Annotated in this window: 13 protein-coding genes and 1 tRNA gene; 3 read left to right on the top strand and 11 right to left on the bottom strand. The window is 58.0% G+C overall.

Annotated elements, in window-relative coordinates; translation table 11 throughout:
* Positions 1-142: 142 nt before the first annotated feature.
* From HMPREF0326_RS13395 to HMPREF0326_RS16360, 4 genes are all read right to left on the bottom strand, one after another.
* Positions 143-436 (bottom strand): hypothetical protein, encoded by a 294-nt coding sequence (locus HMPREF0326_RS13395; RefSeq protein WP_008685786.1) that lies wholly within the window; start codon positions 434-436, stop codon positions 143-145.
* Between the two features lie 549 nt (positions 437-985).
* Positions 986-1339 (bottom strand): DUF1640 domain-containing protein, encoded by a 354-nt coding sequence (locus HMPREF0326_RS13385; protein ID WP_008685787.1) that lies wholly within the window; start codon positions 1337-1339, stop codon positions 986-988.
* 105 nt (positions 1340-1444) lie between these two features.
* Complete coding sequence (locus HMPREF0326_RS13380) at positions 1445-1666, bottom strand: hypothetical protein (protein WP_008685788.1); 222 nt, start codon at positions 1664-1666, stop codon at positions 1445-1447.
* Between the two features lie 416 nt (positions 1667-2082).
* Positions 2083-3165: a tyrosine-type recombinase/integrase gene (locus HMPREF0326_RS16360; protein ID WP_198012627.1), complete on the bottom strand. Its 1083-nt coding sequence runs from the start codon at positions 3163-3165 to the stop codon at positions 2083-2085.
* Positions 3166-3580: 415 nt separating this feature from the next.
* On the opposite strand from HMPREF0326_RS16360, the gene HMPREF0326_RS17015 reads away from it, so the two are divergent.
* The 3 genes from HMPREF0326_RS17015 to HMPREF0326_RS13370 all read left to right on the top strand — a co-directional run bounded on the left by HMPREF0326_RS17015 (position 3581) and on the right by HMPREF0326_RS13370 (position 4594).
* Complete coding sequence (locus tag HMPREF0326_RS17015) at positions 3581-3730, top strand: hypothetical protein (protein ID WP_008685791.1); 150 nt, start codon at positions 3581-3583, stop codon at positions 3728-3730.
* Between the two features lie 82 nt (positions 3731-3812).
* On the top strand, positions 3813-4256 hold the full coding sequence (locus HMPREF0326_RS13375; protein WP_008685792.1) for a DMT family transporter: 444 nt from the start codon (positions 3813-3815) through the stop codon (positions 4254-4256).
* Positions 4256-4594, top strand: a complete 339-nt coding sequence (locus HMPREF0326_RS13370; RefSeq protein WP_008685793.1) for an SMR family transporter — start codon at positions 4256-4258, stop codon at positions 4592-4594. The genes HMPREF0326_RS13375 and HMPREF0326_RS13370 overlap by 1 nt, the downstream gene beginning before the upstream one ends.
* Positions 4595-5058: 464 nt before the next feature.
* Here the strand turns inward: HMPREF0326_RS13370 and lon are convergent, their stop codons facing one another.
* From lon to selD, 7 genes are all read right to left on the bottom strand, one after another.
* Positions 5059-7503 (bottom strand): endopeptidase La, encoded by a 2445-nt coding sequence (gene lon, locus HMPREF0326_RS13365; protein ID WP_008685794.1) that lies wholly within the window; start codon positions 7501-7503, stop codon positions 5059-5061.
* Positions 7504-7703: 200 nt separating this feature from the next.
* Positions 7704-8993, bottom strand: coding sequence for an ATP-dependent Clp protease ATP-binding subunit ClpX (gene clpX / locus HMPREF0326_RS13360; RefSeq protein WP_008685795.1), 1290 nt, complete (start codon positions 8991-8993; stop codon positions 7704-7706).
* 3 nt (positions 8994-8996) lie between these two features.
* On the bottom strand, positions 8997-9605 hold the full coding sequence (locus HMPREF0326_RS13355; protein WP_008685796.1) for an ATP-dependent Clp protease proteolytic subunit: 609 nt from the start codon (positions 9603-9605) through the stop codon (positions 8997-8999).
* Between the two features lie 211 nt (positions 9606-9816).
* Complete coding sequence (gene tig / locus HMPREF0326_RS13350) at positions 9817-11181, bottom strand: trigger factor (RefSeq protein ID WP_008685797.1); 1365 nt, start codon at positions 11179-11181, stop codon at positions 9817-9819.
* 349 nt (positions 11182-11530) lie between these two features.
* On the bottom strand, positions 11531-12049 hold the full coding sequence (locus HMPREF0326_RS13345; protein ID WP_020990619.1) for a hypothetical protein: 519 nt from the start codon (positions 12047-12049) through the stop codon (positions 11531-11533).
* 233 nt (positions 12050-12282) lie between these two features.
* A tRNA-Leu gene (locus HMPREF0326_RS13340) sits at positions 12283-12366 on the bottom strand.
* A gap of 102 nt (positions 12367-12468) precedes the next feature.
* Positions 12469-13527, bottom strand: a complete 1059-nt coding sequence (selD, locus tag HMPREF0326_RS13335; RefSeq protein WP_084493641.1) for a selenide, water dikinase SelD — start codon at positions 13525-13527, stop codon at positions 12469-12471.
* Positions 13528-13537: the final 10 nt, after the last annotated feature.

Raw genomic sequence — 13537 nt, 5'->3', positions numbered from 1 at the left:
ATTTATATATTAATATACTATTATGCGTATAATAAAAAAGGCTCCTTGGAAATAAGGAACCTTGTGGGTATCTGCTTTTGAAAAATGAAAATATCGAACTGGTGGGAAGCCTCGGCAGACCAAGGCCTCCCGTTGACCATGATCAGGCGTAGGCCGTTCCGGCCTTGGGCGTTCCATCCCACAACCGGGCGAACTCAGAGTCATTGATCCGGCAGGCCGGAACCTCCAAGCAGCCAAGGATACGCCTGCGGAAAGGCTTGCCGTGGCCGCTTCCCGGAATCGGCGTTACACGGTAGTGCATATATCCGTCCTCCACTCGGTTGCTCTTCAGTTCAATCAGGGTTGCGGTCTTCTCCGTAACCTTCACGACTTCGTAAAAATCAATATTGGTCTGGTCATATCCCCAACTGCTCACCAGAATATCACCCTTCTTCATGGTCCTGCTCCTTTCGCGTTTTTTCCTTGGAGTTGAACCTGCCTTTAACGCAGATTCCCCCAAGGGCTTTCACCAGGGTGAAGGAGCCCCTTGGGGAATCTGCTCAGAGGCGTGTCAACGCCAGAAAAAAGAGGAATCCGGAAAGGAGGGCCTGCTTCCGTGACGGAATGACCAGGGCGGTGCGAAGCAAAGCCAGGAATGACGGCACGGAAGTTGCGCGCCTGAGCGCAACCCCTTTCAACTATGAAGGGCTCCGGGCAATGAGGGTTGCTACCATGACAAAGTGACCGAAACGACCAAGGGACGCGGAAGCGAGGCGGCCAGCTTCAGGCTGGCCGCCGTATGGAGGGAACGATGACGCGAAAGATGCGCCCAAGGCGCACCCTCCTCATCTTATGGCATGGGCCGGGAGCCCGATGCTCCCGGCCCCGCGCGCCGTACCATGCCAGAATAGCCACAAACGAGGAAGCGCGGTGCACAATATGGAATTTCTGGAGAAAGCAAAAGGCGGCCCACATGAGTTGAACCGCCCTTGATCTACGGGGAGAGCTACTTGAGGAAGGCGATGACAGCCACAATAAGCGCGGTCTGGGCTACCATCGTGCCTATTACCCATTTCAGGATTTCATGCTTGTTGGCTTCCATCTTGTTTTCAAGTCTTAGCATTTCGGTGCGCACATCCTGAATTTCCGCTTTCAGTTCGGTGCGCACATCCTGAATTTCAGCTTTCAGTTCAACGCGAACACCATTGACGTCGGTCTTGGTTGCCAACTCCGTGGCGGCAAAGGCTTCTTTCAGGATTTTACCTTGAGCGGCGGCAAAGGCTTCGGCCTGCTCACGGGAGAATCCAGCGGCCTCCATCTCCTTGGCGTATGCCAGAGTATCGAAAGCAAGCGCAGTCATATGACCTCCTGATGTTTATATATAGTTATTTTCATGGTATCTGTCCATACGCATGACCAAAGCGGCTCATTGGAGCCGCCCTGGCCGATGATGGCAAGATGTTAGCTACTCAAACTTGAGGACATATCTCACGCCGTCGCTTCCGAAACCAGTGCCGGGCACCTTGAGGCAAGAACAGTCGTGCATGCCGCAGAGCGCCTTCCTCGCTCGTAGATATTCGGTATATGGCAGCACAGCGCACGGCTGGCCACTTTCCAGCGTATAGGTTTCAGTAGGGACAACCTCTACCGCAGTGCCGTGGAAATCGTTTGTGATCGTGATCTTCATCTTTCTGCTCCTTTCGCGTTTTTTCCTTTGGAGTTGAACCCGTCTTTAACGCGGATTCCCCCAAGGGCTTTCACCAGGTGAAGAAGCCCCTTGGGGGAATCCGCTCAAAGGCGTGTCAACGCCAGAAAAAAGAGAAAAATCCGGAAAAGAGGGCCTGCTTCCGTGACGGAATGACCAGGGCGGCGCGAAGCGAAGCCGGGAATGACGGCACGGAAGTTGCGCGTCTGAGCGCAAGCCCTTCCTCCTGGAAGAGGCTCCGGGCGATGAGGGTCGCTTCCGTGACAGAGTGACCGAAACGACCAAGGGGACGCGGAAGCGAGACGGCCAGCCTCAGGCTGGCCGTCGCAGCTGCACAAGGAGCGCGGGAGTGAAGGGAACGATGACGCGAAAGATGCGCCCAAGGCGCACCCTCCACTTCATAACATATTGCTGATCTTATTTAAGGCGTCACGTTTGGTATCCGGAGAAAGTTTGGCGTAGCGTTTTGTCATTTCCAATTTTTTGTGACCTACAAGCTCGCCAATTGTGTAAAGAGCAACACCTTTCATGGCGAGCCATGAGCAAAATGTATGACGTAGTGTATGGAATACAACCTTATATCGTGAATCTTCTACATTAGAATTTAAGCCAATTGCGTCAACGACCATTTTAAAATAACGCGATATTGTACTTACATCTTTGTCAAAACATCTTTCTCCATATTTAGGATGATCTCTGTTCTTTAATCCTGTAAAAAGAGAGATCAGGTTGTCCGGAATATATGCACTACGAAAGCCAGTCTTACCTTCAATATGAACGATTCTTGCATCAATATTGATATTTTGCTTATTAATGCTTGCAATTTCACTTATCCTCATACCTGTAAAAAGCGATATTTTGGCAAAAATATAAGCATCACAGTATATACATCGCAAACCATCAAGTATTTTTGAGGCCTCTGAGGATGTTAAAAATCGTTCCCTCTTTTTATCCGCATCGCTGAATAATGTATGAGATATTGGATTTTTTGCCACGTTAATCATATCCCATTCAATACCTCTATTGATCAAACGTCCTAAAAGGGAAATTATTTTATTGATATATGATCTTGATAAGTTGGAGCCATTTCTCTGATGACACTCAAGAAGAGAGTTTTTAAAATTTTCTACATCTAGTTTTGTTATTGAGCTGGCTGAGATATTTTCAAACGCAGGCTTGATATATTTGTTGTACATCACACTTGGGAATTGCTTATTTTTCAAATGAGGGAAATATAATTCGGTATATTGATTCCACAAGTCAGAAATTTTTATATTATCGCCATTATCATCGCTAGATTGTGGGGTTTTCTCTTCTTGCAGCAACTCCGGATGCCTAGCCGCTTTGACACGCAAGCCTCGTATTGTTATTGCGTCTTGAACGGAATAGCCTTCAGATCTCCAGCCGATTTTTTCCCAAACATATTTACCATTGGCATGGTAGAGAATATCATAGCATTTATCGGGTTTTCCGTCCGCCATGATCCGGTGTTTGGCGAAGCGATAGTACACCCCCACATAGCGCGTTTTGATCCGAGCCATTTTTTTCTGACCACCCCTGATTAAAGTCCTTGCTAGTAGAAAAGTTTTTTGCTATTCGTTTGCCGTAGCCAGAAAAGTGGAATAGCGCAAGAGAAATATTCAATTTTTTCTAGATAATTACTTGATTTCTCAGAAAGAATTGAACTTTTCTGGCTAGTTGGCTTACCCTCCGATACCCCGCCTATTTTTTGTCGTTTTCCTTGCCAGCGCCGAAAAATCTTAGTTTTTAGGATTCTCCCGGCACCAGCCATCCGCCTACGCTTCGCTCCGGCGGAGCAAAGGTGGCTTTACCCAACTCCGTAGCGTGTATTAACTATTTTAAATAATTAAATTAGAAATACACTGGCCGCGTTTTTTGGATGCGTCTGCCCTGCCGGCCAAGGGCCGCCGTCTTGCCAAAGTCCCGGCCCACGCTTATGATCTGAATATGTATGCCATCAACCTTCCCATCCGCCGCCTGTTCTGCGGCTTTCCTGAAGAGCGCTGCTGGCGCTCCCTGCTCTAAACCCGCATCTTCCATTCTCCGGCTGAAAAGGCCGCGGCCATGCGGCCCCTGTCACATCTATTTTTTTTGCGGGGAATTTTATATGCTGACCACCAAACCGTTTCACTGGTATTGCCTGCTGGGAGCCATTGCTCTGGAAGTGGGCGGCACCACCGTCATGAAGCTGGCCCAGGGCTGGACCTTCGCCCATGCCGCTCTGCTGGGCCTGCTTCTCATGTGGCTGGCCATCGGCCTTTCCTATTATCTGCTGGCGCTTTCCACCACCGGCCTGCCCGTGGGCGTGGCCTTCGCCTTCTGGGAAGGCCTGGGCCTGACCCTGATCACTCTTTCCAGCGTGCTGATCCTGAACGAGGCGCTGACCTTCAAACGCGTTCTGGGCCTGATCTGCGTGCTGGCCGGGGCCCTGCTGGTGCACCACGGCACGGGCCACGGCGAAAGCCGGAAGCCGCGCCCGCATGACGCCGGGCGCAGTTCTTCCCCCGACGCTGAAAGCACGGACGCCGCACAGAGCGCAGGGAGGCCGTGATGCACGCCCCTGCCGCCTTTTTCAATTTTTCCGTGCTGCTGGTCATCCTGGCCGCTGTTCTGGACATTCTGGCCAACCTGCTGTTGGCGCGCTCCCAGGGGTTCCACCGCCGCTGGATAGGCTTCACGGCCCTGGCTCTGGTGGGCCTGGCTTTCTACTGCCTCTCCCTGGCGGTCAAAAACATGGATCTGGCCGTGGCCTACGCCATGTGGGGCAGCTTCGGCATTCTGGGCACCTCGCTGGGCGGCTGGCTCTTCTTCAACCAGCGCCTCAAGCCCTGCGCCTTCGCCGGTATGGGCCTGCTTATCGCGGGCATGCTGCTCCTGCATCTGGGGTAAACAGCCCTCATCAACCCGCCGCCCTAGCATCTGTTTCTAAATTGTCCTTTCGCCCCCAGTCGGCGTCAGGCTCGCCCCGTGCGAAGGTCGGGTTTGAATATGCTCCCTCCGCCCTGGACTCCGCCTTGCTTTAGCCGTTGCGACGAAGGAGCTTTAGCCGTAGGCGAACCTTGTGAGCCTCGTAACACGGCTTCGCCGTGAACGGCTTAACGTTGAAATGCTCTAGAACAGATTAACTTTGAAATTTTACAAATTTCAAAGTTGGCATTCTGGCGAAAAACGTGGTTTTCGCCAGAATCCACGCCACTTCGTGGCGGCTGCCGCCTTCGCGTCAGCAGAGCAATTTCAAAGTGAAATTGCTCTAACCCCCAAACGGCAAACGCGCCCCCGATCTCGTGATCGGGGGCGCGTCCTGTTTTCGCTTCGCGTTGCCGAGGCGAGAGCAAACAGCGCTAGAAATGCGCTTACTGCGCCGGTCGGCTTTCGCCGGTGCCGCTCTTGTCCTCGCCGTGCGCGCGCAGGGAATTGTAGATGGGTCTGGCCGTGGCCCGGCCCGAGAAGATTTCCTCCGGCGCGGCGGCCAGGGCCTGTGGCAGCACTTCGTCCACATGCTCCACAAAGACCAGTTCCAGATCCCGGAGCACCTCGTCCGGCACTTCCTTGAGGTCCTTTTCGTTGTCGCGCGGCATAATGACCTTTTTGATGCCGCTGCGCCGCGCGGCCAGCAGTTTTTCGCGCAGGCCGCCGATGGGCAGCACCCGCCCGCGCAGGGAGATTTCACCGGTCATGGCCACGTCGTTGCGCACCGGAATGCCCAACAGGGCCGAGGAGATGGAGGTCGCCAGGGTAATGCCCGCCGAGGGACCGTCCTTGGGCGTGGCTCCGGCGGGCACATGCACGTGGATATCCACCTTGCGGTGAAAGCGCGGGTCCAGGCCCAGCACTTCCGCGCGCGAACGCACATAGGACAGGGCCGCCTTGGCCGACTCGGTCATGACCTCGCCCAACTGGCCGGTGGTCACCACATGACCCGCGCCGCTCATCAGGCTGGTTTCCACCAGCAGGATTTCGCCGCCGCGCTGATTATAGGCCAGCCCGGCGCAGACGCCCACCTGGGGCTCGTCCTCGCGTTCCTCATGGCGGTATTTCTTGACGCCCAGAAAACCCTGCAGGCTCTGGCGGGATATGGACACGCACTTGTCCAGATCGTCGTCCTCCACCAGACGGATGGCTGTTTTGCGGCAGAGGGCCGCAATTTCACGCTCCAGGTTGCGCACCCCGGCCTCGCGCGTGTAGCCACGGATAATCTCCAGCAAGGCATTTTCCGATATGCGGATGTTGCCTTCCTTGAGGCCGTGCTCCTCAACCTGGCGGGGCAGCAGAAAGCTCCGGGCGATGTGCCGTTTTTCCGTCTCCAGATAGCTGGACAGCTCGATGATTTCCATGCGGTCCAGCAGGGGGACCGGAATGGTGTGCAGGGAATTGGCCGTGGTGATGAAAAATACCTTGGACAGGTCGTATTCCAGATCCAGATAGTGGTCCATGAAGGTATTGTTCTGCTCCGGGTCCAGCACCTCCAACAGGGCCGAGGCCGGATCGCCCCGGTAATCCGAAGTCATCTTGTCCACTTCATCCAGGCAGAACAGGGGATTGTTGTATTTGACCCGCTTCAGGGACTGAATGATCTTGCCCGGCAGCGCGCCCACATAGGTGCGACGGTGGCCCCGGATTTCCGCCTCGTCGCGCACCCCGCCCAGGGAAAGGCGGATGAAATCGCGGCCCGTGGCCCGGGCCACGGATTTGGCCAGCGAGGTCTTGCCCACGCCGGGAGGACCCACAAAACAGAGAATGGGGCCTTTCAGACCGTGCGAAAGCTTCTGCACGGCCAAGTATTCCAGGATGCGCTCCTTGGGCTTTTCCAGGCCGTAGTGGTCGCCGTCCAGAATGGCGCGGGCCTTTTCAATGTCGATGTCGATGCTTTTCAGATCATTCCAGGGCAGGTCCAGAATCCAGTCCACATAATTGCGCACCACCGTGTATTCGGCGGCCGAGGGCGGCATGGCGCGCAGCTTCTTCACTTCGGCGAGCGCCTTCTGCCGGGCCTCTTCGGGCATGTCGCGGCCCTTGAGTTTCTGCTCCAGCTCGTCCACCTCGGCCTGGGGATCGTCGTCGCGCCCCATTTCCTTGTTAATGGCCTTGATCTGCTCGTTGAGGTAGTACTCGCGCTGGTTGCGCTCCATCTGGACCTTGACCCGGTTCTTGATCCGCTTTTCCACCGAGGACAGGGCCACTTCGCCCTGCAACAGCTCATAGGTGCGCTCCAGGCGCTCGGTCACGTCGGAAAGTTCCAGCGCTTCCTGCTTTTTGCGGTACTCCACCTTGAGATGGGGCAAAATCGCGTCGGCCAGCGGGCCGGGCTCATGCAGGGCCAGGATGGAAAGCACGGCTTCCTGCGAAATTTTCTTGTTGTTTTTGCCGTACTCTTCCAGGGACTCGTGGGCCGCGCGGACCAGAGCCTCTTTTTCTTCCGGGCGGCTCTGGCTTTCCTCCAGACGGCGCACCCCGGCCAGCAAGCACTGGTCGGCCTCGCGCAGATCCTGCCAGGCCGCGCGGTACAGCCCCTCAAAGAGCACCTTGATGGTGCCGTCCGGCAGGCGCAGCATCTGCAAAACCTTGCTGACCACGCCCACGGCGCACAAATCGTCAGCCTCGGGCTTTTCCAGTTCCGGCTCGCGCTGGGCCACCAGGAAAATCTGTTTGCTGTACGAGGCCTGGGCCGCCTCTATGGCTTTGATGGAGGCTTCGCGCCCCACGAAAAGCGGCATGATTGAGCGGGGGAACATGACCACTTCCCGCAAGGGCATGACCGGCAGTTCCTGGAAGGCTTCCCCACGCACTGCGTCAGACATAATCTCTCTCCCCGAAAGGCGTCAGCGGGCCGGGCCTCTTGGCCTCGGCCCACAAAAGCCAGTTTCGACATATCCGTTTGAAATGCACAGCATTTCAACGTTGAACTGCTCTGCAAAGATTTGTCTGCAAATCCTTGCCGCGAAATGCGCGTAGGTAGGCTTTGCCCGCCGTAAACGAGCATTTCAAGTGTTAAAATGTCCTAAGATGCCTTGTCCGCGGACAAACGCTCTTCTTCACTCACGGCCTCGCCGCCATCCCCATAGAGCAGGACCGGCTCCTTGCCCTTTTCGATCACAGCCCGGTTGATCAGGCATTCCTTGACGTTGGGCATGGACGGCAGCTTGAACATGATGTCCAGCATGATCTTTTCCATGACGTTGCGCAGGCCGCGCGCGCCGGTTTTGCGCTCAATGGCCCTGGCCGCAATGGCCTTGAGGGCATTGGGCGTGAAGCGCAGGGTCACATGATCCAGCTCGAAGAGCTTCTGGTACTGGCGTACCAAGGCGTTCTTGGGCTCGGTGAGAATGCGCACCAGATCCGGCTCGTCCAGTTCATCCACATGGGTGATGATGGGAATGCGGCCCACGAATTCAGGAATCAGGCCGAACTGGACCAGATCCTGCGGATGAATTTTTTCCAGCAGTTCGGCCAGGGGCGTCTCCTTGCTGCTGCGCACCTTGGCGCCGAAGCCCATGGAACCGCCGCTCATGCGCGACTCCACAATCTTGTCCAGGCCCACAAAAGCGCCGCCCACGATGAACAGGATATTGCCCGTGTTCATGCGGATGAATTCCTGCTGCGGGTGCTTGCGCCCGCCCTTGGGCGGGATGTTGGCCTCGGTGCCTTCAATGATCTTCAGCAGGGCTTGCTGCACGCCTTCGCCGGACACGTCGCGGGTAATGGAGGGGCCGTCGCCCTTGCGTGAAATCTTGTCGATTTCGTCAATGTAAATGATGCCCTTACCGGCGGCCTCCAGGTCGTAATCCGCATTCTGGAGCAGCTGGACCAGGATGTTTTCCACATCCTCGCCCACATAGCCGGCCTCGGTCAGGGTGGTGGCGTCGGCAATGGCGAAAGGCACGCGCAGCACCTTGGCAAGGGTCTTGGCCAGCAGGGTTTTGCCGCTGCCCGAGGGTCCCACCAGCAGGATGTTGCTTTTTTCCAGTTCCACGTCGTGGCCCAGGGCGTCGGCATAGAACACGCGCTTGTAGTGGTTGTGCACGGCCACGGAAAGAATTTTCTTGGCCTCGTGCTGCCCGATGACGTATTCGTCCAGCCTGTCCTTGATTTCCTGGGGCGAAAGCAGGCGTTCGCCGCTGTCCGGGCTTTCCATCTGGTCGCGGGCGATAATCTCGTTGCAAGCCTTGACGCAGTTGTCGCAGATGCTTGCGCCGTCCTGCACGATGAGGTTGCGCACCTCCAGCTCGCTACGACCGCAGAAAGAGCAGCGCAACGGCTCGTTGACCGTGTTTTTTGTGGTATTGCCCATGGCTTATTCGCTCTTTTCCTGCGCCATCTCTCGGCGTGAGGCCAGCACGCGGTCGATGATGCCGAGTTCCTTGGCTTCTTCAGGGGTCAAAAAGTTGTCGCGCTCCGTGGCCTTGACCACGTCCTCATAGGGCCGCTTGGTGTTCTCCGCCAGCATGCGGTTGAGCCGCTCCTTGAGGCGGAGAACCTCGCGGGCGTGGATTTCGATATCCGTGGCCTGGCCCTGAAAACCGCCCGAAGGCTGGTGGATCATGATCTGACTGTTGGGGAGGGCAAAACGCATGCCCGGCTCACCGGCGGCCAGCAGAAAAGCCCCCATGCTCGCCGCCCGGCCCATGCAGACCGTGGTGACCGGCGAGGTGATGTAGCGCATGGTGTCGTAGATGGCCAGACCGGCCGTCACCGACCCGCCCGGGGAATTGATGTACAGGTTGATTTCTTTTTCCGGGTCCTGGGACTCCAGGAAAAGAAGCTGGGCGCAGATCAGCGAAGCCACGGCGTCGTTGACCTCCGAGCCCAGAAGCACAATACGGTCCTTGAGCAACCGGGAATAAATATCATAGGCCCGCTCGGAACGGCCTGTGGTTTCAATGACCATGGGAACTAAAGACATATATCCGCCTCACGGTTTCCGGCCCGCCGCAAGCGCGGGCCGTGAAAACTGTAAAAGGCTGTTGACATGGCCAACAGCCCCGAAAATCAGGAGCAGGTCGCGGCTTCGCCGCGTCGCAGCGACCGATTTTCGTGCCTCTCCGCGCGGCGGCGCACGCCCGCCGCGCGGTGTTTGTCATCACGCGGAAGGCGGCCCTCAGGCCGCCTTTTCCTTACTTCGTTTCTTCCTTGGATTCGGCGGGGGCCTCCGCCGGAGTCTCGGCATCGCCGTCTCCGGTCCGGGGCTCCCTGGGTTCCACTTCCGTCACCTTGGCCTTGGCGTAGATCCGGTCCATGGCCTTGTCGGCCAACAGGCGGTCACGCAGCACAAAGATCAGGCCGGAACGCTCATAGCTCTCGCGCAGAGCCTTGAAGTCCTCGCCGCTGCGCAGGCTTTCCTGATAAATATGCGTATTGACTTCCTGGTCGGAAACCTCCAGGCCCTCTTTCTTGGCGATGGAGAGCAACAGCACCTGGATGCGCGCCAGCTCCTCGGCCTGCGGCAGCATTTCCTTGCGCAGCTCCTCGGGGCTCTTGCCCAGAGATTCCAGGCCCTTGCCCTGACGTTCCAGGCGGGCCTTGAGGTCCGTCAGCAGGGTGCGCATCTGGATGTCCAGCAGGCTTTCGGGCAGGGGAAAATCCACCATCTTCAGCAGCCGGTCCAGCATGGTTTTCTGGGCCGCGCTCTTGTTCAGATTTTCGCGGCTCTGGGTATAACTGCGGGTGATGGTTTCCTTGAGCTTGTCCACATTGTCCAGGCCCAGGCTTTTGGCCAGGTCGTCATTGAGCTCGGGCAGCTTGCGTTCCTTGACCGCGTGCACCTTGACCTTCATGGTCACGGTCTTGCCGGCCAGGTCCTTGGCGATGAAGTCGTCGGGAAAACGGATTTCGCCCTCGCCTTCCTGGCCGTAGGGAATGGTTTTGACCAGAGCCTCGAAATCCTCAAGGGCCTGATGCTCGCCCAGTGCCAGATCAAAATTCTCGGCCTTGACGCCCTCCAGGGGCTGGCCGTTCTCGTAAGCGGCGAAGTCAATGCTGGCGACCTGGCCGTCCACGGCCGGACCCGCGCCGTCCACCGGCACAAGCTGGGCGCGGTCGCGCCGGATGCGCTCAATGACATCCGCCACTTCCTGCTCCTTGACCTCCACCTTTTCCTGCTCCACTTCCATGCCTTCGTAGGGGGGCAGATCAAACGTGGGCAGCACTTCAAATTCAATGCTGTAAGTATAGCCCTTGCCCCGCTCCAGAGCCTCCGCGCCGTCCACATTGATGCCGGACAGGGGCTGCACGTCCAGATTCTGCATGACCTCGTTGATATGCACGTTGATCAGATCCTGGCGGGCTTCTTCGTAAATCTTGTCGCGGAAGCGCTGTTCAATGACCGAAGCGGGCACCTTGCCCTTGCGGAAACCGTCCAGCTGCACGGAAGTTTTATACAAGGCCACGGCGCCCATGATGGCCGCTTCCACTTCCTGCGGTTCCGTGGTGATCACGATCTTTTTCTTAACCGGCGAAAGATCTTCAGCGCTGTATTCCACGTGGGGCTCCTTTCTGGTAATGGGGATGTTGGCGCAGAAATCGAGGCTTGAACCCACAGGCTTTCGGCGCCGGATCCAAACCGCCATTATTAAAATAACATACTGTAATTCTTCATCACCAGCCGCAAGCCCGGAAACAGAAGCGCCTCGCGCGTCCCGAAACCGCAACCCGCAACCGGCGGCAATCGCTCTTGATACCGTAACTTACACCAAGATTCAAGACTTCGATAAGCATCCGCAGCCATATCGTCAAGAGAAGTTCAGCCGCGGGGCGTTTGCTCTGACAGCGGGAGCCGACGCCCGCGCGGCGTCCACTTTGAAAGTGGACACAATTTCAAAGACCCTCCGTCTAGAATCTGCGGAAGGAGCGGGAGACATCCAGCCGCCCGGAAATACGCCGCAAGGCGCGCACAAGCCCGTCCTCACGTGCCGTCAATGCCAGGCGCGCGGCCAGGCGTATTGTGGCGGGCAGCAGCAGAAAGGCCAGCGCGCCCCATTGCCCGCGGCGGGCCAGATCGCTGGCGAACAGGCGGCGGAAGCCGTGCCCCATGCGCCGGAACTCCTTAAGGTAGCTGAAGATTTCCACCTTGTGGTGCCAGCTTTTGGGGTGCAGCCGCCAGCGGGTGAGCTTTTCCGGCACAAAGGCAAAGGGCGCGAGCGCGGCGAGCTGGGCCCAGACCCACCAGTCCAGCCAGCGCGGCACGGGCGTTTGCAGGGAGATACGGCGCAACAGGCCGGTTCTGGCCATGGCGCAGGAAAAGGTGGGGATTTTGTTTTCCAGCAGAAAGGGGCGCACATCGCAGTGCGCCGGGGCAAGCCGGGCATGCCAGCGCATGACGCGCGGCACATAGCCCTCAAACCAGGCCATATCGGCTCCGGGCATGGCAAAGGGGGCTATGTCGTTGCAGACCACGCCCGCCGGCCACCGCACAAGCCCCGAGGGAGCATCACAATACAGGCTTCACTGTGGAACCCGTCCAGGAGAGCCGCGCCCGGCAGCGGACAGACAGCAACCCGAAAAACAAGACCCCCTCATGCAACCAAGGAAACAGGAGCATGAGGGGTTTTATGAACTGCTTGTGTACAAGCGGTTATGGCTTCTGGTGCGAGAGGGGGGATTTGAACCCCCATACCTAGGGTGCTGGATTCTAAGTCCAGTGCGTCTACCAGTTCCGCCACTCTCGCAAAGGTATATTAATAGCTTATTTGCGGGCGGGCCGCAAGCCGCGCCTCCGCCTCGTGGAAAGCAAGGCCTGTGCGCCATGGACGCGCGTCGCCCCAATTCCCTCAACGCAACAGCAAGGCCTTGCCGTCGGTCCTCGGCGGAAGCACTTCGCCCACCTCGCGGGCCAGGTCTCCGCCGCTCTCCAGCATGTCCCGCACCGGCCCCAGCAAGTCCGGCGGCACGGCCAGCAGCAAACCGCCCGAAGTCTGGGCGTCAAAAGTCACGCTCTCAAGAGCCTCATCCACGCCCGGCTCCACCAGGGTGGAACAGGCCCAGTGTTTCCGGTTCAGATGGCTGCCCGCCGGAATCAGTCCGTCACGCGCGTATTCCAGCACGCGGGGCAAAAGGGGCAGAGCCGCCGTATCCAGAGCCACGCAGGCATTTGAGGCCAGGGCCATTTCCAAGGCATGGCCGCCCAGGCCGAAACCGGTGATATCCGTGGCGGCGGGCAGATGGAACGCACGGATGGCCGCGCCGCCCACCTTGTTCAGTCGTCCGCAGCAGCGGATCAGTTCGGCCTCGCTTTCCGCCGCGCCCTCCCAGCGGGCCTTGACCGCCGTGGCAAGAATGCCGGTGCCCAGCGCCTTGGTCAGCAGGAGGCGCTGTCCCGGCCTGAGCCCGTCGTTCACCGCAATATGCGCCGGATCGATAATGCCCGTCACGGCCAGACCATATTTCAATTCGTCGTCCTGGACGGTATGGCCCCCGGCCAGCACGGCCCCGGCCTCCAGCAGGGCGTCCTGGCCGCCGCGCAAAATGCTGGTCAGGGCTTGCTCGGGATCATCTTCCGCCAACGCTTGGGGAAAACAGGCCACGTTCATGGCGCACCAGGGTTCGCCCCCAAGAGCGTAGACATCGGACAAAGCATTGGCCGCCGCGATGCGGCCAAAGGCGAACGCGTCATTGACGATGGGCGCGAGGATGTCCACGGTCTGCACCAGGGCCTTGCCCGGCGGCACGGAGAGCACCACGGCGTCCTCGTTACGGGCGCGGCCAGCCAGCACCCTGGCCTCCAATTCGGGCGGAGTTTCGGGCGCAAGACCGCGCAAAAGCCGCTCCAGGGCCCCTGGAGCCAACTTGGCCGCTCAGCCCGCGGCGCGGGCTTTTTCCAACAGCTTCATCTTCAAATTT

It is taken from the genome of Desulfovibrio sp. 3_1_syn3 (assembly GCF_000145315.2).
Taxonomy (GTDB): domain Bacteria; phylum Desulfobacterota; class Desulfovibrionia; order Desulfovibrionales; family Desulfovibrionaceae; genus Desulfovibrio; species Desulfovibrio fairfieldensis.
Note: the sequence above shows the minus strand (reverse complement) of the source record. Positions and strands in the feature narration are given on the sequence as shown.

Coding starts and splice junctions, on each gene's coding strand:
- HMPREF0326_RS13395 (WP_008685786.1), bottom strand. CDS start 436: ATGAAGAAGGGTGATATTCTGGTGAGCAGTTGGGGATATGACCAGACC.
- HMPREF0326_RS13385 (WP_008685787.1), bottom strand. CDS start 1,339: ATGACTGCGCTTGCTTTCGATACTCTGGCATACGCCAAGGAGATGGAG.
- HMPREF0326_RS13345 (WP_020990619.1), bottom strand. CDS start 12,049: ATGGCCTGGTTTGAGGGCTATGTGCCGCGCGTCATGCGCTGGCATGCC.
- lon (WP_008685794.1), bottom strand. CDS start 7,503: ATGTCTGACGCAGTGCGTGGGGAAGCCTTCCAGGAACTGCCGGTCATG.
- HMPREF0326_RS13380 (WP_008685788.1), bottom strand. CDS start 1,666: ATGAAGATCACGATCACAAACGATTTCCACGGCACTGCGGTAGAGGTT.
- clpX (WP_008685795.1), bottom strand. CDS start 8,993: ATGGGCAATACCACAAAAAACACGGTCAACGAGCCGTTGCGCTGCTCT.
- HMPREF0326_RS13355 (WP_008685796.1), bottom strand. CDS start 9,605: ATGTCTTTAGTTCCCATGGTCATTGAAACCACAGGCCGTTCCGAGCGG.
- HMPREF0326_RS13375 (WP_008685792.1), top strand. CDS start 3,813: ATGCTGACCACCAAACCGTTTCACTGGTATTGCCTGCTGGGAGCCATT.
- HMPREF0326_RS16360 (WP_198012627.1), bottom strand. CDS start 3,165: ATGGCGGACGGAAAACCCGATAAATGCTATGATATTCTCTACCATGCC.
- HMPREF0326_RS13370 (WP_008685793.1), top strand. CDS start 4,256: ATGCACGCCCCTGCCGCCTTTTTCAATTTTTCCGTGCTGCTGGTCATC.